General features: G+C 70.3%; 20 protein-coding genes. 8 read left to right on the top strand and 12 right to left on the bottom strand.

The window, feature by feature from the left end; genetic code table 11:
• Positions 1 to 12: 12 nt before the first annotated feature.
• Entirely contained in the window at positions 13 to 1,305 is a 1,293-nt protein-coding gene (locus ACZ6TD_RS36170; protein ID WP_471344859.1) for a carboxymuconolactone decarboxylase family protein, read from the top strand.
• Positions 1,306 to 1,382: 77 nt separating this feature from the next.
• Here ACZ6TD_RS36170 and ACZ6TD_RS36165 read toward each other — a convergent pair whose 3' ends face one another.
• The 7 genes from ACZ6TD_RS36165 to ACZ6TD_RS36135 form a co-directional block, all read right to left on the bottom strand.
• Complete coding sequence (locus ACZ6TD_RS36165) at positions 1,383 to 2,060, bottom strand: O-methyltransferase (RefSeq protein WP_471344858.1); 678 nt, start codon at positions 2,058 to 2,060, stop codon at positions 1,383 to 1,385.
• A gap of 71 nt (positions 2,061 to 2,131) precedes the next feature.
• Positions 2,132 to 3,208: an HAD-IIIC family phosphatase gene (locus tag ACZ6TD_RS36160; protein WP_471344856.1), complete on the bottom strand. Its 1,077-nt coding sequence runs from the start codon at positions 3,206 to 3,208 to the stop codon at positions 2,132 to 2,134.
• Between the two features lie 27 nt (positions 3,209 to 3,235).
• Positions 3,236 to 4,345 carry an acyl-CoA dehydrogenase family protein gene (locus ACZ6TD_RS36155; protein WP_471344855.1) on the bottom strand — a complete coding sequence of 370 codons (1,110 nt, stop codon included), beginning with the start codon at positions 4,343 to 4,345 and terminating at the stop codon, positions 3,236 to 3,238.
• Entirely contained in the window at positions 4,338 to 4,610 is a 273-nt protein-coding gene (locus ACZ6TD_RS36150; RefSeq protein WP_020872445.1) for an acyl carrier protein, read from the bottom strand. The genes ACZ6TD_RS36155 and ACZ6TD_RS36150 overlap by 8 nt, the downstream gene beginning before the upstream one ends.
• Before the next feature lie 2 nt (positions 4,611 to 4,612).
• On the bottom strand, positions 4,613 to 5,476 hold the full coding sequence (locus tag ACZ6TD_RS36145; protein ID WP_471344853.1) for a 3-hydroxyacyl-CoA dehydrogenase family protein: 864 nt from the start codon (positions 5,474 to 5,476) through the stop codon (positions 4,613 to 4,615).
• A gap of 284 nt (positions 5,477 to 5,760) precedes the next feature.
• Positions 5,761 to 6,420, bottom strand: coding sequence for a response regulator transcription factor (locus ACZ6TD_RS36140; RefSeq protein ID WP_471344852.1), 660 nt, complete (start codon positions 6,418 to 6,420; stop codon positions 5,761 to 5,763).
• On the bottom strand, positions 6,417 to 7,601 hold the full coding sequence (locus tag ACZ6TD_RS36135; protein WP_471344850.1) for a sensor histidine kinase: 1,185 nt from the start codon (positions 7,599 to 7,601) through the stop codon (positions 6,417 to 6,419). The genes ACZ6TD_RS36140 and ACZ6TD_RS36135 overlap by 4 nt, the downstream gene beginning before the upstream one ends.
• A gap of 209 nt (positions 7,602 to 7,810) precedes the next feature.
• Here ACZ6TD_RS36135 and ACZ6TD_RS36130 point away from each other — a divergent pair, with 209 nt between their 5' ends.
• The 3 genes from ACZ6TD_RS36130 to ACZ6TD_RS36120 all read left to right on the top strand — a co-directional run bounded on the left by ACZ6TD_RS36130 (position 7,811) and on the right by ACZ6TD_RS36120 (position 9,868).
• A complete protein-coding gene (locus tag ACZ6TD_RS36130; RefSeq protein ID WP_471344848.1) occupies positions 7,811 to 8,416 on the top strand; it encodes a DUF308 domain-containing protein in 606 nt (201 codons plus the stop codon).
• A 151-nt stretch (positions 8,417 to 8,567) separates the two neighbouring features.
• Positions 8,568 to 9,134, top strand: coding sequence for a snapalysin family zinc-dependent metalloprotease (locus ACZ6TD_RS36125; RefSeq protein ID WP_471358356.1), 567 nt, complete (start codon positions 8,568 to 8,570; stop codon positions 9,132 to 9,134).
• 182 nt (positions 9,135 to 9,316) lie between these two features.
• On the top strand, positions 9,317 to 9,868 hold the full coding sequence (locus ACZ6TD_RS36120; protein ID WP_471344847.1) for an AAA family ATPase: 552 nt from the start codon (positions 9,317 to 9,319) through the stop codon (positions 9,866 to 9,868).
• Positions 9,869 to 9,890: 22 nt separating this feature from the next.
• On the opposite strand, the gene ACZ6TD_RS36115 is transcribed toward ACZ6TD_RS36120, so the two are convergent.
• Positions 9,891 to 10,655 carry a TSUP family transporter gene (locus ACZ6TD_RS36115; protein WP_471344845.1) on the bottom strand — a complete coding sequence of 255 codons (765 nt, stop codon included), beginning with the start codon at positions 10,653 to 10,655 and terminating at the stop codon, positions 9,891 to 9,893.
• A gap of 53 nt (positions 10,656 to 10,708) precedes the next feature.
• Here ACZ6TD_RS36115 and ACZ6TD_RS36110 point away from each other — a divergent pair, with 53 nt between their 5' ends.
• From ACZ6TD_RS36110 to ACZ6TD_RS36095, 4 genes are all read left to right on the top strand, one after another.
• The gene (locus tag ACZ6TD_RS36110; protein WP_044582127.1) at positions 10,709 to 10,984 is read left to right on the top strand and encodes a ribbon-helix-helix domain-containing protein; all 276 of its coding nucleotides are present in this window, start codon (positions 10,709 to 10,711) and stop codon (positions 10,982 to 10,984) included.
• Complete coding sequence (locus ACZ6TD_RS36105; RefSeq protein WP_471344843.1) at positions 10,981 to 11,400, top strand: PIN domain-containing protein; 420 nt, start codon at positions 10,981 to 10,983, stop codon at positions 11,398 to 11,400. Before ACZ6TD_RS36110 ends, ACZ6TD_RS36105 begins: the two co-directional genes overlap by 4 nt.
• Before the next feature lie 75 nt (positions 11,401 to 11,475).
• Positions 11,476 to 12,348 (top strand): AraC family transcriptional regulator, encoded by an 873-nt coding sequence (locus ACZ6TD_RS36100; RefSeq protein WP_471344841.1) that lies wholly within the window; start codon positions 11,476 to 11,478, stop codon positions 12,346 to 12,348.
• A 5-nt stretch (positions 12,349 to 12,353) separates the two neighbouring features.
• Complete coding sequence (locus ACZ6TD_RS36095; RefSeq protein WP_471344840.1) at positions 12,354 to 12,806, top strand: VOC family protein; 453 nt, start codon at positions 12,354 to 12,356, stop codon at positions 12,804 to 12,806.
• A 7-nt stretch (positions 12,807 to 12,813) separates the two neighbouring features.
• Here ACZ6TD_RS36095 and ACZ6TD_RS36090 read toward each other — a convergent pair whose 3' ends face one another.
• The 4 genes from ACZ6TD_RS36090 to ACZ6TD_RS36075 all read right to left on the bottom strand — a co-directional run bounded on the left by ACZ6TD_RS36090 (position 12,814) and on the right by ACZ6TD_RS36075 (position 19,009).
• Positions 12,814 to 14,022 (bottom strand): type III PLP-dependent enzyme, encoded by a 1,209-nt coding sequence (locus tag ACZ6TD_RS36090; RefSeq protein WP_471344838.1) that lies wholly within the window; start codon positions 14,020 to 14,022, stop codon positions 12,814 to 12,816.
• Positions 14,019 to 15,785, bottom strand: coding sequence for an IucA/IucC family protein (locus ACZ6TD_RS36085; RefSeq protein ID WP_471344836.1), 1,767 nt, complete (start codon positions 15,783 to 15,785; stop codon positions 14,019 to 14,021). Before ACZ6TD_RS36085 ends, ACZ6TD_RS36090 begins: the two co-directional genes overlap by 4 nt.
• 96 nt (positions 15,786 to 15,881) lie before the next feature.
• Positions 15,882 to 17,687, bottom strand: a complete 1,806-nt coding sequence (locus ACZ6TD_RS36080; protein ID WP_471344834.1) for an IucA/IucC family protein — start codon at positions 17,685 to 17,687, stop codon at positions 15,882 to 15,884.
• A complete protein-coding gene (locus tag ACZ6TD_RS36075) occupies positions 17,672 to 19,009 on the bottom strand; it encodes an ATP-grasp domain-containing protein (protein ID WP_471344832.1) in 1,338 nt (445 codons plus the stop codon). Before ACZ6TD_RS36075 ends, ACZ6TD_RS36080 begins: the two co-directional genes overlap by 16 nt.
• Positions 19,010 to 19,083: the final 74 nt, after the last annotated feature.

Here is a 19,083-nt window from a genome sequence, read left to right as displayed (position 1 = left end):
GAGGGTGAGGAAATGCGGCCCAGGATCGATCCGCAGGACGCGGACGACTTCGCCGTCACACCGGCGGGCCAGGTCTACCTCCAGGAGGTCAGCCGGTCACTGAACGGGATCCTCGCGGACCGGCCGCCGCCGAACGTCCACCGGACCATCGCCAACCACCCGACGCTGCTGCCCGCGATGCAGCCGCTGATGTCGCATGTGGCGGGCGACATCCTCCCGCCGCGCGAGCGCGAGCTCGTCATCCTGCGGACGGCGTGGCGTTCACAGGCGTCGTACATCTGGGCGCATCACCATGCCGCAGGACTCTTCGTCGGGCTGACCGAGACGGAGATCGCCCGCGCCGCCTCGGAGGACGCCACCGGCTGGACGCCCTTCGAGGCCGCCCTCCTCAAGGCGGTCGACGAGCTCCACACCAAGTCGGCGATCTCGGACAGCATCTGGAAGCAGCTCGCCGAGCAGTACAGCGAGGAGCAGATCCTCGAACTGCTGGCCCTCGCCGGAACCTACAAAACCCTGGCGTTCATCCTGAATTCCTGCCTGGTACCGGTCGACAGCTGGATGGAGCGTCCGGCGCTGCTGCCGGCGGACCCGGGACAGATGACCTCCGGCAGGCATGCCCGCCCGCGCGAGTCGCTTCCGGGATCGGGCGCCGAGACATGGAACCGACGCATCGTGTTGCAGAACGACACCGGGCTCTCTCAGCTCACCCCCTCGGCGGCCCACCCCGAGCCACCACTTCATGAGATCCTCGTCCGCTATCCGGACCTGATATCCACGGCCACGCAGGCCCGCGAGGCCGGCTCCCCGCTCCTGCTGATTCGCAGGAATTCCTCGGACATCATGCCGGACACGGACGGCTACTCCTTCAGCGCCACCCATCTGTTCGCCGATTCCACGGGTGTCCCGATTCTCGCCGAAGTGGTGGAACCGCACGACACCTGGAACGCGCACAGCGCCCTGTCCAAAATTCTCGACTACGCAGGCAGCGGGGCCCGGCACTGGCCGCTCCACATACTGCAGCGCTCCCTCGAGTACACCGCGCAATTGCAGGACGCCACCGCGGACGGTTTGCTGGCGGAGATGGGCTATCCGGTCGACCAGGGCTCGTTCCTCCGCACGATCGAGGCGAATCTGGCCCTGGGCAGGCTCCGTATGGTCATTGTGGCCAGTCAATTCCCGCCCGAATTCAACCGGGTCATCTCGTTCCTCGGCCAGCAGCTCCGCCCCGCCGAGGTGTACGGCGTCGAACTGCGCCGCTTCTCCGACGGGTCCCAGGCGGCGTACATACCGAGGGTGGTTATCTGAGCGGGGAAGCCCCCGCGGACGGCTGAGGCGGGCCGGGGCCGACGGCGCGGCCCGCCTTCACTCACCCACCGGCCCGTTCACTCGCCCGCGGGCGACTTCTTGCGGATCAGCGTGATGCCGTCCGCCATGGGGACCAGCGACATCTCCACCCGCGGATCGTCGTGGACCAACGTGTTGAACGCGCGGATCCCGGCGGTGTCGACATCCCTGGCCTCGGGGTCCACGACCTTGCCGAAGAACAGGGTGTTGTCGACCACGATCAGGCCGCGGTCGCCGAGGAGCGTCAGCGCCATCTCGTAGTAGTGCGGGTAGCCCTGCTTGTCGGCGTCGATGAACACGAAGTCGAACGTGCCGGGGCCCTCCTCCGCGAGGATCGCCTTCAGGGTGTCGGCCGCGTCACCGACGCGCAGGTCGATCCGCCCCTCGACGCCCGCCCTGGCCCAGTAGTCGGCGCCGATGCTCGCCCAGCGGTCGGTGATGTCACAGGTGACCAGCCGTCCGCCGGGCGCGAGCGCACGGGCCAGGCACAGGGTGCTGTACCCGGTGAACGTGCCGATCTCCAGGATCCTTTTCGCCGGGGTGAGTCCGGCCAGCAGCGTCAGCAGCTGGCCCTCCTCGGGCATGACCTGCATCGCGGTGCCCGCGGGAAGCTCCGCCGTCGTCTCGCGCAGCTGCCGCAGGACCGCGTCCTCCCGCAGGGAGAACTCCCGGATGTACTCCGAGAGCGCGGCCGGGAGACCTACCTGGTTCGCCATGCGTCATCCATCTTCTCTGGTCTTCTCACATCGGAACCGGCCGGGAGGTGTGCCTCCCGGCCGGCGAGGGCTCAGACGCCCTGGAGGCTGACGGCGTGCAGCTCCATCGTGGGCGGCGGGTCGGACGGCGCCGGGGACAGATGCAGCCGCTGGATGTCCTCCTGCGCGGGCGCGGGCAGTCCGGCCCGGCAGTCGCACGGCTCGTCGGTGAAACCGGCGAAGCGGTAGGCGATCTCCATCATCCGGTTGCGCTCGGTCCGCCGGAAGTCGGCGGCCAGATGGACACCCGCCTGGGCGGCCTGGTCGCCGAGCCAGCGGAGGATCGCCGAACCGGCGCCGAACGACACCACACGACACGAGGTGGCCAGCAGCTTGAGATGCCAGACGCCTTCGTGCTTCTCCAGCAGTTGGAGACCGACCGCGCCATGCGGCCCGAACCGGTCGGTGAGCGTGGTCACCAGCACCTCATGGCGGGGATCGGCCAGCAGCGCACGCAGATCGGTGATGGAGTAGTGCACACCGGTGGCGTTCATCTGGCTGGTGCGCAGCGTCAGCTCCTCTACCCGGGAGAGCTCCTCCTCGGTGGCGCGTCCGATGCGCATCACCAGTTCCAGCGAGCGCAGGAAGTCTTCGCTCGGTCCCTGGAACTCCGCCTCGGCCGCCTTCCGCTGGAATCCGGCCTGGTACATCTGCCGACGGCGGCGCGCGTCCACGGTCACCGTCGCCGGGTTGAACTCCGGCAGAGCGGAGAGATCGGACAGCTGCTCGGCGTCATAGCAGCGGACCTCGGGCAGGTGGAACTGGACCTCCGCCCGCTCCGTCGGCTGGTCGTCGATGAAGGCGATCGTGCCGAGCGCGAAGTTGAGCTCGGTGGCGATCTCCCGCACCGAATCGGACTTCGGACCCCAGCCGATGCGCGGCAGCACGAAGTACTCGGCGACGCCCAGCGCCTCCAGTTGCTTCCACGCCAGGTCGTGGTCGTTCTTGCTGGCCACGGACTGCAGGATGCCGCGGCTGTCCAGCTCGGCGATGAGTTCTCTGACCGGGGCGGGGAGCGTCACCGTCCCGTCCTCCAGCAACGTGCCCTGCCACAGCGTGTTGTCGAGGTCCCACACCAGACACTTCACGATCGAGGTCTGTTCAGCCACGGCTCTTCCTTGTCTCGGTTCGCCAACTCATGTCGCGGGCATCGACACGGCGTGGTCGGCGAGGATCAGCTGACAGATCTCCGTACTGCCCTCGATGAGTTCCATGAGCTTCGCGTCGCGATACGCGCGCTCGACCACATGGCCCTCGTGCGCGGCCGCCGAGCCCAGGACCTGCACCGCCGTGGCGGCGCCCTGCGCGGCCTGGACCGCGCTCACCTGCTTGGCGAGTACGGTGGCGACGACCATCTCGGGAGAGCCGTCGTCCCAGCACCGGCTGGCGTGTTCACACACCCGGGTGGCGATCTGCTCGGAGGTCAGCAGATTCGCCAGGTGACGGGCGACAAGCTGGTGCTCCGCGAGCCGCTTTCCGAACTGCGTCCGGGTGCGGGCATGGCCACGGGCGGCGTCGAGACAGGCCCGCAGGATGCCGACGCAGCCCCAGGCGACCGAGATCCGCCCGTACGCCAGCGCGGTGGTCACCAGGAGCATCAGTGGCTGTCCACCGCCGAGCACGGCGGTGGCGGGCAGCCGCACCTCGTCGAGCCGTACATCCGCATGGCCCGCGGCCCGGCAGCCGGACGGTTGCGCCACCCTGGTCACGGTGACGCCCGGAGCCGAGGTGGGCACCACCACGGCGGCCGCACCTGAGCCATGGCGGCCGACGACGACGATCATGTCGGCGTAGTGGGCCGCGGTCGTCCAGACCTTCTGGCCGCGGACGATGACGGTGTCATCGTCCCGTTCGATGGTCGTGGTCATCGCCGACAGATCGCTGCCCGCCTCCGGCTCGCTGAACGCGACGGCGGCGAGCTGACCCCCGGCCAGTTTCGGCAGGTACTCGGCGTGTTGTCGCGCGCTGCCCAGGCGCTGAATGGTCCATGCGGCCATGCCCTGCGAGGTCATCACGCTCCGCAGGGAGCTGCACCGGCTGCCCACGAACGCGGTGAACTCGCCGTTCGCCGTGCTGCTCGCGCCGAGTCCGCCGGACGCCTGCGGCACCCCGGCGCACAGCAGGCCGCGAGCGGACAGCGTGCGCAGGACGTCGTCGGGGATCAGACCGGTCCGGTCCCACTCCGCGGCCCGGTCACCGACGAGGTCGTCGACGAGGTCACGGGCGCCGGCGAGCGGCTCAGTCATCGGCGGGCTTCTCGGCGCCGCGCAACCGCACCACCAGAGCGGTCATGGCCTCGATGGTGCGGAAGTTGTCCCGCTTGAGGTCGTCCCCCAGGATCTGTACGGAGAATGCCTGTTCCAGATGGACGACGAGCTCCATCGCGAACATCGACGACACCAGCCCGGACCCGAAGAGGTCCTGGTCGGCGGGGACCTCCGCCTTCACCCGCTCCGAGACGAACGCGGTGATCGCCTGCTCGGTCGCCTCGGCGGTGACTGCCTGGTCCATACTCACGAAAGCACCTCTCCATAGTTGTAGAACCCGCGCCCTGTCTTACGCCCCAGATCACCGCGGCGCACCTTCTCCATCAGAAGTTCACAGGGCTCGAAAGTGGAATTTCCGGTCCGCTCGGCAAGCAGCCGAAGAGCGTCCGCGAGGTTGTCGAGTCCGATCAGATCGGCGGTGCGCAGCGGACCGGTCGGATGACCGAGGCAGCCGTGCATCAGCTGGTCCACGGCCTCGACGCTCGCGGTGCCCTCGGCCACGATGCGCGCCGCTTCATTGATCATGGGGTGCAGCAGCCTGCTGGTGACGAAGCCGGGCGCGTCACGCACGACGACCGTCTTCCTCCCCAGCCGGCCCAGCAGGGACAGGATCGCGGCCATGGCGTCCTCGCCGGTCTGCGGGCCGCGCACCACTTCCACCATCTCGATGAGATAGGACGGATTCATGAAGTGCACCCCGGCCAGTTCCGCGGGCCGCCACACCGACTTCGCCAGTTCGGCGATGGGAATTCCCGAGGTGTTGGTGATCAGCGGGACCCCGGCGGGGACCGTGCCGGAAAGGTCCGCCATGACCCGCGCCTTGAGCGAGGCGTCCTCGGTGATCGCCTCGATCACCACATCGGCGTCCGCGACGTCGCCGCTGGAGAGCGTCGTGGTCAAGGTCCCGGTGGCCTGGGAGGCGGGGAAGGCGCCCATGAACTGCCCGTGCCGCAACAGCTGGGCGATTTCCGCCCGGGCGCTCTCCAGCACGTCACCCGAGACATCGACCAGCACGACATCGACCCCACGACCCAGCGCGAGTGCGGTGATGTTGCGTCCCATGACCCCGGCACCGACGACAGCGATCGTGTCCGATGCGGAACCTGCCATCTCCTGCCTCCAATCGTCACTCAGATGAGCGCGCCCCCTGCTACGCGCACACCAAGTGAATGCCAACGAGAACGGCAGGCCCCTGTTTCCATGGCACTTTCAGGTAAAAATACTAGGAGTGCGCGGCCGAAGTACGAGGAGGAAGCGCATCCGCATGGGCGAGCCGGAGGAAGAAACGGGCGGACCCCGGCGCGTCCGGCGGCGCCGGGCGACGGCGGGCGACGGCGGGCGACGGGGCCGTGATGGCCGACGTCGCCGCCGTTTCGGGGTGCTGCCCGGCAGGCTCAGGGGTAGAGGCCGGCCCGGAAGGTGAACGAGACGAGTTGCGCCCGATCTCGTGCGCCGACCTTCGTCATGGCCCGCACCGCATGCGTCTTCACGGTGAACGGTGACACGGACATCTGGGCCGCGATCTCGTCGTTGCCGAGACCACTCGCGATGAGAACGACCACGTCCCGTTCCCTGGGTGTCAGAGCGTCGAAGCGGCGCAGCAGTTCCCGGTCGATCACCGGGGGCGGGCTGTGGGTCATATGACCGATGAGCGCGGCCGTCGCGGCGGCCGACAGCGCACCGCCACCGCCGACGACCTCATTGATTCCGGCGACGAGTTCAGCAGGGCTCATGGTCTTGCTCAGAAAGCCGTTGGCGCCCGCGCGAAGGGCGGCGAGAACGATGTCGTCCTGGTCAAAAGTGGTCAGCACGATCACCCGCAGCTTTTCGGGTGGGTGCTCCTTGCGGATCCGGCGAGTGGCTTCGACACCGTCGATGCCGGGCATCCGGATGTCCATCAGGACCAGGTCGACGGGGTGGTCCCGGAGGAACGGGACGACCTGGAGTCCATCGGAGAGATCACCCGCGACAACGAGACCCGGGTCGAGCCGAAGCATCGTTCGGATGCCCGCCCTCATGTCGTCCTGGTCGTCGACGATCAGGATCTGCGTCATCGGACGACGGCTCCCAGGGGGCTGAACTCCGCATGGACCCGGAATCGTCCGTCGTCGCTGTCAATCGTCAGCCGCCCGCTGGAGGACTCGACGCGTTCGCGCATCCCCACGAGTCCGAGTCCGCTGCCCGCGTCGGAGCCACGGAGTGAAGGACCGACGCGGTTCTCCACGGTGACGCAGATCCTGCCGTCGCGCTCGCGCACATCCACCGTCGCCGTCCCCTCTCCATGCCGGTAGGCATTCGTGAGTGCTTCTTGAACAACCCGGTAGACCGTCACGCCGACACTGGGCTCCACGAAACCGGCGGGGACGTCGATCGAGGGCCGGACGTCGAGGCCGATGCTCTCGAAAGAGGCGATCAGTCCTTCCAGGCCGCTGAGCGACGGGGTCGGCCGGAGCGCCTCGTCGCCGGAAGTGTCGTCTCCGAGGCGGAGGAGCGCGAGGATCCGTTGCGTTTCGACGACGACGGTGCGGGCGCTGGACCTGGCCGAGACGAGGGCCTGCCGGGAAGATTCGGCGCCTTCGGGCAGCCCGATCTCCGCGGCACCGAGGTGCAGGCTCAGCATCGCGACTTGGTGGCCGATGACATCGTGGAGGTCCCGGGCGATGCGGAGCCGTTCTTCGGTCACTCGTCGGGTGGCTTCGATCTCGCGGGTGGCGATGGCGCTTTCGGCCCGTTCCTCCAGGATCCACCAGTGGTCCCGATGGATGCGGAGCGCGGCCCCTGTCGCACCTCCCGCTATCGCCGAGAAGAGGGCGGCGGCTCCCACGACCGCGCCGCCACGGAATCCTCCCAGCGTCATGAACGCCCCCAGGAAGAACGCCGCCACGATGCCGGTTCCGGCCAGCGGCTGCTTGCCCCTGAGGGTGACCGAGAACAGCACGAGCACCGCCATCATCCACACCGACAGGGGGTCGTGGCCCACCGCCGTGACGGCGAAGGATGCCGCGCTCGTCACGACCAGCCCTGCCCACGGCTTCCACCATGAGAGGGCGACACCGCCCCCGGCGAGGAATACCGAGAGGGCCGTCGGCCAATCCGACCCTCTCAGTACCACGGCCACGATCTGCCCGGTGAACACGAGCGCGGCCACGGAATAGGCGACTCGGTGCAGCACCTCGGGGCGGCGTACCCACAGGGGTGCCGCAGGCCCGTCTTGATTGTTCCGCGCCTTGACCATGGCCTGATTCTCGTTCCCGTGTGCTGCGGCCGTGTACTTCGAACGAAGTAGACGGCGAACCTGCTTCGGCCGATGGCGGCGGAAGAACTCATTCGATCGAAATGGATGGCGGAACTACTTCGATCGAAGTACGCGGCCCCTCCCGAGGCCGCTGAGACTCGTCATCGAGGCGACCGCCTCACACCATCTCGATCACGACGGGACGCCCGATGACTCCGACCACCGTAACTCCGACCACGACGACGCCCACGCCCTCCGGGCTCCGATCGCTCTACCTGATCCGAGTCGCCTTCTCCCTGATCTGGGTGGCGCTCGTCCTCACGACCTCCGCCTCGCTCGTGTCGACGGACAGGCCCACAGTGATCGCGGCCGTGCTGCTGATCATCTACCCCCTGTGGGACGTCATCGCCACGCTCCTCGAGCGTCGTATGACCGGCGCCGGCTCCACGAACCGCGTCAGCACCATCAACATGGCCCTCGGTCTCGCCACCACCGCCGGAATGATCACCGCCGTCTTCTCCACCATCGGGAAGACCCTTCTCGTGTTCGGCATCTGGGCCCTCCTTTCCGGAGCGATCCAGCTCGCCGTGGCGATCCGCCGCAGGCATGCCGTCGGCGCCCAGTGGCCCATGATCATCAGCGGCGGACAGTCCGTACTCGCCGGTGCCACCGTCGCCGCCACGTCCGCCTCGGCGACGAGCAGCCTGTCCACCGTCGCCGGATACGCGGCCTTCGGTGCCTTCTGGTTCCTTGTCTCGGTCATCGCCCTGAGCATCCGCGGCCGACGCGTGGGCCGGGCCGGCACCACCATATAGGCATTTTTCGGGTGGCAGATATTTTGCCATGGTAGCTGCGGCGGAATCCCTCCAGTAGATTCCCGCTGGTGCGCACACAGGAAGGGCCGTGAAAATCCAGCGGTTATTTCCTGTTCTCCGTGCGCGACGTCAGTGGAAACCCATAGGTGTGATGGAGATCGTGGCAATGCGGAGACGAGCGATGAATCTGATGGCGGCCGCAGTATGCGCCAGTGCCGTCGTGGTGGGTGCCGGTCTTCCGGCGAATGCTGCGGAGCCCGAGCCGGAAGTTATTCCGATAGATCTCCTACTGGCCGGATCCTATGCGGATCCGGTCCGGGATGCGATGGGCATCTGGAACAAGGCCGTCCCCGGAATCAAGTTCGTCGAGCAGAACACCCCGGCGGCTTTACGGGTCAAGGAATACACGACCGCGAACGGCACCGGCTCCCACTCCTTCGTCAACGGCTTGGGCAGGGGCTGGGTCTACCTCGAAACCGGGGATGCCCAGAAGTACAAGCCGTCCCGCATCGCCGTGCATGAGCTGGGCCACATTCTGTCGCTCAGCGACCTTGGGCCGGGCAGCGTCTGCTCCAAGGTGATGTCCGGCGCCTGGGCCGGCCCCGAGTGCACCAACGATCAGCCGGACGCGGAAGAAGCCGCCGAAGTCGCGGATTTCTTCGCCGCGCACGATGTCGGTGACCCGGTACCGGGCTGGGGCGCCCCCTCGGAGGGCTGAACGCGTCGTCCATGCGGCTGGTCCCAGGTCCGCACGGTCGCGGTGGCGCGGGCAGCGGCAGGGTGGGAACTGGGACGGAGGGGGCCTGATGCAGAGCACGTCCGCATAGCACAAGAGCACCAACGAGGCGGCACCTCGAAATACGATTGTCGACAACCAGGTGCGCTGCCACAATCGCGGGCGTGATCACTGCTGAGACGCCGGACTGCCTGATCGTGACGGGGATGCCGGGGGCCGGGAAGTCGACGGTGACCAGGCTGGTCGCCGAGCGCCTGCCACGCTCCGCCCGGCTCGACGGCGACTTCGTCAGCAGGCTGATCGTCAGCGGTCGCGTCGGGGCCCTGGGCGAGCCTGCTGACGAGGCAGCGCGCCAAGTGGAGCTGTGCAATCGCAATCTGTGCACGCTGGCGAACAACTTCTCCGACGCCGGCTTCACGCCTGTGATCGACTGGGTGATACCCGACCGCAAGCAGCTGGACTTCTTCGTCTCTCTCCTCCCGGCTCGGCAGGTCTTGTTCGTCGTTCTCGCACCGGGCATCGAGGTATGCCGGTACCGCAACACCATCCGGGATCCACAAGAGCGGTTCGACTTCGACGGCTATGAAGATCTCGATGCCGACATGAAGCGCGAGCTCGGCGATGCGGGCTGGTGGTTCGACACCTCGGCCCTCACTCCCGAGGAGACCGCCGATCGCGTCATCCGGGAGGCTCGCCATCGCGCTCCGGTGAACTGACACACTGAGCGAGCCCGAAGGGTCAGCGCAGCAGCAACTGAAGTCCGCCCAGCACCGTCGCCGCGATGACCAGCCGCTCGAAGAGCCGCTGATTGATCCGGTCCACGCAACGCTTACCGATGTACGCACCGGGCAGGACGAAGAGCGCCAGCAGGAGGTCCAGCAGCAGGGAGCGGCCGTCTATCAGGCCGAGGCTGACGCTGAAGGGCACCTTGGCGACGTTGACGATCAGGAAGAACCAGGCCGAGGTGCCCAGGAAGCCCAGCTTCCGGAAACCGGCGGAGAGCAGGTAGAGCGACATCACCGGGCCGCCCGCGTTGGCCACCATCGTGGTGAAGCCGCCGAGCACCCCGTACGAACCGGCCTTGAGCCGTGCGCCCGCCCCGTCGGCGGCCGGGACCTCCGGGGCCGCCGCCCGGGCGGCCGCACGGCGCCGCCATACCGTGACGCCCGCCATCAGCAGCAGGATCGCCCCGATGGACGTCCGCACCTCCGCGTCCCCGGCCCACAGCATGAACACCGTCCCCACCACGACCCCGACCGCGACGGCCGGGAACAGCCGGAGCAGGGTCCCCCAGTGCGCATGCCGTCGGTAGGTGCCCACGGCGAGCACATCGCCGACGATCAGCAGGGGCAGCAGCACACCGGTCGACTCCCGGGCCGGGAGCACGGCCGCGAAGATCGCGAGGCTGACGGTATTGGCGCCGCTGACGGCGGTCTTCGAGAAGCCGACGAGTATGGAGGCGGTGGCGAGCGCGAGGAATTCCCAGAGGGCAAGGCTGTACATGCCAAGGAATTCTGCCTGGTACGGCAGCCACGGTGGAGAGTATGGTGTCTGGTATGGCGACGAAAAAGGTGACAGTCACCATCCCCGAGGAGCTTCTCGACGAAATCCGGGCAGACGCGGCGGAGCGCGGTCTGTCCGCGTATGTCGCTGACGCGCTACGAGTCAAGCGCGACCGTGACCGGCTCGTGGAGCTGGTGGACTGGCTACAGGAAGAGTACGGACCGGTCTCCGAGGAGGAGAGCGCTGCCGCCTTGGCCGAACTGGATGAGATCGACGCCGAACATGACCGTCGTAGGGCGCAGCACGGCGGCGTCGGGGAAGCCGCGTGACGAAGCGGGTCCAGCAGCCCAAGCGGCTGCGCGTGTTCGTGCTCGACTCCGAAGCCCTCTCACAAGCGGTGCGCGGTGAGCGCCGCATGATCGCTCTGCTGGATCTGGCGGCCAAGGGGGAGGTCGAGGTGGTCACCTCCCCCATGACCGTGATCGAAGCGCACGACGGCAGAATCACCGAGCGCCGGTGGGACTGGGTACTGTCCCGTCTGCAAGTAGCTGACCTGGGCAGAGATCAGGCCCGGGCCGCCCGTCGGTTGCTGGCCGACGCCGGGCTCCACGGCCACAAGTACGCCATCGACGCTGTGCTGGCCGTCGTGGCGAAGGAACGAAGGGGCCAGGTCACCGTTTTCACGTCGGACGTGGATGACTTGGAGCGGCTCCTCCCGCCAACGGTGGTCGTCCGCAAGGTCTAGCGGACACCTGGCTCATCGAGTGCGACGCCGCCTGCGGGCGGGCCCGCTGTCAGAGGGGCGGGTGATACTGGCCGCATGAGCAGCCAGGAGTTCGTGCGGGCCGGGGCCGGGCTCGGGCATGGGCTCGGGGAGATGGTGGTGTCCGCCGTGGGGTATCGCTCCCGAGGGATACCGCCGACGTTGCACCGGGGGCTGCCCTCGCCCTATCTGACGCTGATCTTCTCCCTGGAGGGACCCGTCGTCGGCGGCGTCACGCCCGAGCAGGCGCGGGGCCCCGGCGCCTCGCGTACGGAGATCGTCGTAGGCGGTCTGCATCAGCGACCGGCGTATATCGTCCAGCCCGGGAGCGAGGCCGGAGTGCAGCTCGCGGTGCACCCGCTGGCGGCGCGCACGTTGCTGGGGCTTCCGGCCGGGGCGCTCACCTCCGACCTGGTCACCTCCGGGGCGGACGTGCTGGGAAAGCGGGCCGCCGACATGCGGGAGCGGCTGTGCGAACAGCGATCGTGGGCGGATCGGTTCGCCACGCTCGGCGCGTATCTGCGGGAGCGCGCGGCAGCGGGCGAGGACGGAACACCGGTGCGGAGCGAGGTCGCCGAGGCGTGGGCCTGGCTGGCCCGGCATCGGGGGGCCGGGACGCTGAAGGGCCTGGCCGAGCATGTGTCGTTCAGCCCGCGCCGTCTGACCAGCGTGTTCCGGGCCGAGACGGGGCTGAGCCCCAAGCAGGCGGCCCGGCTGATGCGCTTCCAGCACGCCAGGAACACGGTGGTCCGGGCCGTCGCGGCGGGCCGGGCGCCGGAGCTGGCCCGGGTCGCCGCCGACTGCGGCTACTTCGACCACTCCCACCTGGTGCGCGACTTCCGCCAGTACACCGGGGTGAGCCCCACCGCCTGGCTGGCCGAAGAGTGCCGGAATATCCAAGCCGGAGGCCACCTCTACGGCGAAGAGTAGATCCCATGAACACCGCACCGAACCAGCAGCAGACACAGCAGCCACAGCAGCCGCAATCCCGTGAACCCGCCATCTGGCCCACGCTCCAGGCCCATGACGCCCTCGCCCTGATCGACTTCCTGGTCGACACGGTCGGCTTCCTGCGCACGGCCGTCTACCAGGACGGCGACCGCGTGGCCCACGCCCAGCTCGACTGGCCCGAGGGCGGCGGCATCATGCTCGGCTCGTACGACCCGGAGACCAAGACCTGGTGCCTGGAGCCGGGCACCTTCGGGGCGTACGTCGTCACCGACCACGTCGACGCGCTGTACGAGCGGCTCACGGCGGCCGGTGTGCGGGTGCTCCGGCCGATCGAGGACCAGCCGTACGGCAGCCGTGAGTTCGCCATCGCCGACCCGGAGGGCAACAAGTGGTCCTTCGGCACCTATCGGGGCGATCCCCGTCCCGCCCACGGCTGACGCGCGGCTATTCGTCCAGGTAGTGGAAGCCCGGCCAGGGGTGCATCAGGAAGTCGTGGTGCGAGATGTTCCACGCGTACGCACCCGCCATCGCGAAGGCCACGCGGTCGCCCACCCGTAGCTCCGCGACCGGGGTCCGGCCGGCCAGGACGTCCTTGGGGGTGCAGAGCTGACCGACCAGCGTGACCGGCTCGTCCCGTACGGCCGGGCGCGCCCAGGGCCGGGTCCAGGTGTCCACGGTGTCCGCGGGGAGCACCTGGAAGGGCTGGTCGTGCTGTTTGGTGGCGGGGGTGCGGATGTGGTGGGTGCCGCCGCGCACCACCACGAACGCCTCGCCGCCGCTGTGCTTGATGTCCAGCACCTCGGTGACGTACCAGCCGCAGTAGACGGTCAGCGCCCGGCCGGGCTCGATCCGCAGGGTGAGCTCGGGATGGCGCAGGGCGAGGTCCGCCATGCCCTGGCCGTAGGCGGCCCAGTCGAAGCGGCGGTCGGGATGGGCGTAGTCCACGCCCATCCCGCCGCCGACGTTCACCTCGGTGATCCCCAGGCCGTGGCGTTCGGACAGCTTCCGCGCCCAGTCGGCGATCGCGGCGGCCACGGCCGCCTGGGCGGGCGCGTCGAGGCCGCTGGCGAGGTGGGCATGGATGCCGCGCAGGCGGAGGGGACCACCCGCGCCGCCCGGGGAGAGCAGGGGGAGGCAGCGCTCCACGGCCTCGGGGTCGAGCCCGAAGGGGCTGGGGCGGCCGCCCATGGCGAGCGCCGCGCCGCCCAACTCGTCACCGGCCGAAGGGAGATTGACGCGCAGGAGGACGTCCACGGTGTCGATCGCCGCGTCCTCCGCCGCCCCGGCCAGCAGCCGCAGCTCCTGCTCGCTCTCCACGTGGAACCGCTCCACGCCCAGCGTCAGCGCCCGCCGCAGCTCCCCCTCGGTCTTGCCCGGCCCGCCGAAGGCCAGCGGCATCCCGGGCACGGCCGCGCGGACATGCTCCACCTCACCGCCGGAGGCGACCTCGTAGCCGGTGACGTGGGGTGCGAGGGCCTGGAGGATCGCGGGCGCCGGGTTGGCCTTCGCGGCGTAGTACAGCTCCAGGCCCGGCGGCAGCGCGTCCCGTACGGCCCGCGCGTGCGCGCGGAGCGCGGCCAGGTCGTAGACGTAGGCGGGCAGGTCGTCACCGGTGAGCTCGGTGGCGAGGGTACGGACGGCGGAGGTGATCAACGGCTGCTCCCGGGGTGCATGACGTGGGCCGCCTCGGACAGCAGGGCGGAGGCGAGCGGACTGGCGATACGGACATAGCCCGCGTGGCGGTCGGCCCGACGGCCCCAGCGGGTGAGGAGGTTGGCCTTGGCGGGCAGCGGCACGCCCGCCACGAGGGCGCGCAGCGCGGGCGGGTGTTCATGGGCCGCCGAGCGCTCGCACAGCACCCGGCGGACCGCCGACCACAGCGCGGGCTCCAGCCCGGGGCAGCGGTCGGCGAGGGCGGCCACCATCTCGGCGATGTGGTTGACCAGCAGGCAGTACACCACCCGGTCCCAGCCGCGCTCCCGGTCGTACGTCAGCGGGCGGGCCACCGCCTCGGGCAGCGCGGCGAGCGCGGCGGTGTGGTGCTCGGGCACCAGCTTGGTGCCCTCCAGATCGCGGAAGAGCACCTGGCGCGGGGTGCCGTCGGCGGGGTCGACGCCGATGACGACGTTCTGGAGGTGGGGTTCGAGGACCACGCCGTGGTCGAAGTAGGCGGCCAGCACGGGCGGTACGAGCAGCTCCAGATACGCCTGCCACCAGGCGGAGAGCCGGTCGGGGCCGGCGTCGGGGAGGAGCCGGGAGATCTGGGCGCCGCTGGTCGGGTACTCATCGGCGACGGCCGCCGCGAGCAGCGCGGTCAGCCCCGGCCGCAGGCGGGCGGCCAGCCCCTCGCGGACGATCACCCCGAAGCCCTCGATCAGTTGACGTTCGCCGCTGCCGTTGACGTCCGTGCCGCCGGGGTCCAGCGTCCGGTACGCGGGTTCGCGCAGCAGCTCACAGCCGGGGAACCGGGCGGCGAGATCGGTGGCGACCGGCTCCAGCAGCCGGGTCAGGGCGACCGCGCCGGACAGCTCGTAGTCGGCGTTCTTGCGCAGGCAGTTGGTGATCCGCACGTTGAGGCTGAACTTGAGGAAGTCCCGGCCGTCGTAGAGCGTGCGGACCGACGCGGTGGGCGCGAACTCCGCGCCGCCGGGCCCGAGGTCCAGCACCTCGCCCCGGGCGATGGCCGCCCGCAGCAGCCGGTGCTCGCGCAGCATCGCGTACTGCCAGGGGTGCGCTGGCAGCAGCCGGTAGCCCTCGGGGACGGCGCCCTGCCGGTCCAGCGCGGCGAGCGCCCCGGGCCGCGCGGACTCCTCGCGCACGTACTCCTGGCGTACGGCGAGGTGGTGCAGCGGGAAGCGGGCCCCGGCCTCGGGGGCGAACCGCGACCAGGAGTCGGCGCTGCCGGTGCGGGCCTTGGGGGTGGGGTGGAAGCGGTGTCCGAAGAGGAGGGACTGCTCGGAGGCGAGGTAGAGGTCCTGGGCGCTGTCACTCACGGTGCTCCGGTCCGCTACGGCGCTCCGGTCCTCCAGGGCCCTCAGCGCCTCCAAGGCGGCCGTCATCCCCGCGTGGCTGGAGGCGACCTGGCCCAGGAACTCGTCGTTGTGCACCCCCGTGCGCAGGTGCAGCTCCCGGTGGATCCGCTCGGCCAGCCCGCGCCAGGACACCTCGGCCCACGTGCCGTCGCGCTCCTCACTGACCGGCCCGGTGAAGCGGTGCGCCCCGATGAGCGAGGTGCGCCGCAGTCCGACGCGCAGCAGCACCCCGCAGCGCGGCAGCCTCAGCCGCAGCCATCCATCGGCCACGACGGTCTGGTGCTCCGGCCCCGACACCTCACGGAGCAGACAGTTGAGGAGGGTGTGGGCGGTGGCGTGGTCGGCGGAGGCCACGGTCGCGGCGGGCGAGGAGGTCATGGGCATGGGGCGGCTCCAGCGGGTGCGGAGGAGAGAGGTACGGAGGGAGTGCGAGGTTCGGGGGGTTCGGTTCGAGGGCGGCGGGCCGATCGGGCGCGGCGGTCATCTGCCGCTTCCCCGCAGCAGGTAGTTGGGCCCGGTGACGTAGTGCTTGTTGATGTCCGCGGCGCCCGAGCGCTCCTTGGTGAACAAGGTGCCGGCGGTGACCATCGCCTTGACCGGCAGCCGGTCCGCGTCCAGCACCCGTCTGCGCAGCAGCCCGGCGGCCGCGCCGGGCCGGGTGACGGCGAGCCGGTCGACGGCGTCGGTGAGCCGGTCGCGCAGCCGCCGCAGCAGGGTGTCGAGCGGGGCCCGGCCGAGGCGGGCGAGCTCGAAGACGGGGGCGGCGGCGCAGAGATGGACGGTGATGGTGGTGAACACATCGGCCACCGGCCCGTCCCCGGACGTCAGGATCCTGCGGTCGTCGAATCCGCACAGGTCGGCGGCCGGTCCTCCGCCGATCATGGCGGCGAGGCGTATCGCGTGGACGCGGGGGCCGTCGTGGTCCTTGATGAGCAGCCGGAGCCGGGGCACCGCGCCACCGTCCTCAAGAACCAGCGAGGTGTTCTGCTGGTGGGACTCCAGCGCGATGCCGTACGCGAAGAGGGTGGTGTGGAAGTCGAACAGCAGCGTGAGGTAGTCGTCGAGCAGGGCGAGGACATCCCCGCCGTAGTGGCGTTCGGCGAGCCCGTCGATGACGAGCGTGCCGTCCGGGGCGGGCGCGAGCAGTCCGGCCAGCGGCACGATGGTGGCGTTCTCCAGGCCGGGTGGGTAGCGGCGGACGAGCGTGGCGAGCAGCTCGTGTCCGGCGTGGAGGTGGGTGGTCTCGTCGGCGAGCAGCACGGTGGCGCCGAACCTCGGCTCCCGCTCGATCACGGCCTCCACGAGCCGCTGCGCCACCTCGCCGTCGATCAGCGTGCCGGGTTTGACGGACCGCCGGTTGCGCTGCCCCAGGGTGGAGGTGGTGAGGGGCAGTTTGAGGTGGACGAGGGGGTCGTCGGCGACGGCCACGGTCCGCATGGAGAGGGTGGGCCGGACGTCCAGCAGGGGGCGCTCGGCGAGCCGGGCGGCGGCGTGGAGCCCGGCCGCGCGGAGGGCGTTCTCCAGCGGGGGTCCGAGGGTGAGCGGATGCACGGGGAGCAGGAGCTGCCCGTCGCCCGGCCCTGGCCCGAGTTCCCCGGGCGCAGGCCACCAGTCGGGCAGCCGCGCCGGATCCCCGCACACCGCCTCGCGCGGGAGGACGAGCCAGCGCAGCGGGAAGGTGGGGTGGAACTCGGGTGCGTGCGCCCGTAATTGCTCCTCGGTGAAGACGGACCGCCCCCGGCTGGTCGGATAGACCGGATGGTCGCGGAAGGCGGCGAGCGTGTCATACGCGAGGGCCCCGGCCATCCCGTCCCACCCCTTCTCGTACCGCGCGCCCAACTCGGCGACGACGCGGGGCCGAACGCGGCGGTGCAGCCGCATGGCGTCGAGCGCCTGCCGACATTCGCCCACGAATACGTCGTAGAGCGCCCGGTCCTCGTCCGGCACGGCCTCCCGCAGCCGCCCGAGGACGGCATCGAGGCCGGTGAGCACGGTCCGGGGCGGACGACCGGCCGGGCCACCCGGACCGGGCACACAGAGCAGCCGGGCCGGGCGGCGGGTGCGGATGTCGCATTGGAAGCCTTCGGGTTCCACCGGCAGCAGCACGCTTTCGCCCCCCTCGAGCCCCGCGCTCCCCTCGAGCCCCCCGAGCGCGATGCGCAGCCAGTCGCCGTCGGCGCGCCGCACCGGGACGGCGTGGCTGCGCAGCTTGTAGGCGTCCTCTCGGAGGAGCGTGTCGAGCACCCGTCCGAGAAGCTCCGCTTCCTCGGTCACACGATCTCCCATCGGTGGGCCGCGAGGAACCGCGCCACCGCCGCGTCGATCCGCCCCTGGTCGGTGCCGGTGGCCCGGAGTACGCCGAGGAAGTCGCGGTTGGTGCGGTGGAGCGGGTGCTCCTCGCCGATCCCGCGCAGCGGCCGGTAGTCCAGCCGTACGCCGTCGCGCTCGGTCACACTGGCCGGAGGGGCGGAGGCGAGCCGCCCGGCGCGGTCGGCCATGACGTACTCCATGCGAACCCTGCCGTCGGTGCGCGCGCCGAGGTCGTCCGGCAGCGGCTCGCCCAGGTGCGTACGGAGGATGTACTCGAAGAGGGGGATGCCGAGGAGTTCGGCGAGGACGAGGTCGCACTGGTCGCCTATGGCACGGTAGTTGACCTCGATGAGCCGGGCCCGGTCTCCCTGGACGACGTACTCGGTGTGGCACACGCCGAAGCCGACGCCCAGCGCGCGCAGTTGCGCCAGCACCTGATCGGTGTGCGGCTGCGGCGGCGGGGCGGGCAGCAGGCGCAGCCGTTCCTCGATGAAGTGCGGGGGCGGCGAGAGCTCGGTGCGGAAGGCGCCGAGGACGTGGAGGGTGCGGCCGTCGCCGAGGGTCTCGAGGGTGCGCAGCTCGCCGTCCAGGAACTCCTCCACGACCAGGGCCGCGCCCGGCCGCCGCTCCCGTATCTCGGCGCAGCGCCGGACGAGTTCGTCCGCGTCGGCGACGAGGACGACGTCCTCGCTGGCCACGCCCTCGCGCGGTTTGACCACGCAGGGGTAGGGCGCGTCGAGCCCGGCGAGGGTGGCGGGGTCCTGCCCGGTGGCGAGCTCGGCGGACCAGACGGGGTCGGCGACGTCCGGACCCGCGGCGGCGAGGGCGCGGCGCAGCTCGGCCTTGTTCTTGGTGCGCAGCGCGGCGCGCCAGTCCTTGCCCGGGAGGCCGAAGTACTGGGCGGCGAGGGCGGCCTGGGCCTGGAGGTGGTCGCTGTTGGTGAAGACGGCGCGGGGGCGGGGGCCGTCGGCGGCGATACGGCCGATGACCTCGGCGAAGTCCCGTACGTCGCAGGGGACGATGTCGAGGGCGGGGAGGCGGTGCGGGGCCGCGCCTCCTTCTTCCCGTCGACCATAGGCACGCTCATGGGCCCCGGGCTGGTCGGTGAGGAGGGTGACCGCCAGGCCGAGCCGGGCCGCCGCGGGGAGGAAGCCCTCGGTGACGGAGTCGGTGGGGTTGAGGGCGAGGAGGTGGAGGCGGGGCGGCCGCGGGGCGGGGGCGGCCGGGGCCGCCGAGGAGCCACGGAGGGCAGGGGAGGAGAACGGCCGTGACGCCGCATCGAGATCATTCTCGTTCACGGCCCGAGATTAGGTTAGGCATGCCTAAGACCGCTAATTCGACGTTCCGGTCCGCCCGTTTGGCCCTGATTGGC

Source organism: Streptomyces yongxingensis, from assembly GCF_055597465.1.
Note: the sequence above shows the minus strand (reverse complement) of the source record. Positions and strands in the feature narration are given on the sequence as shown.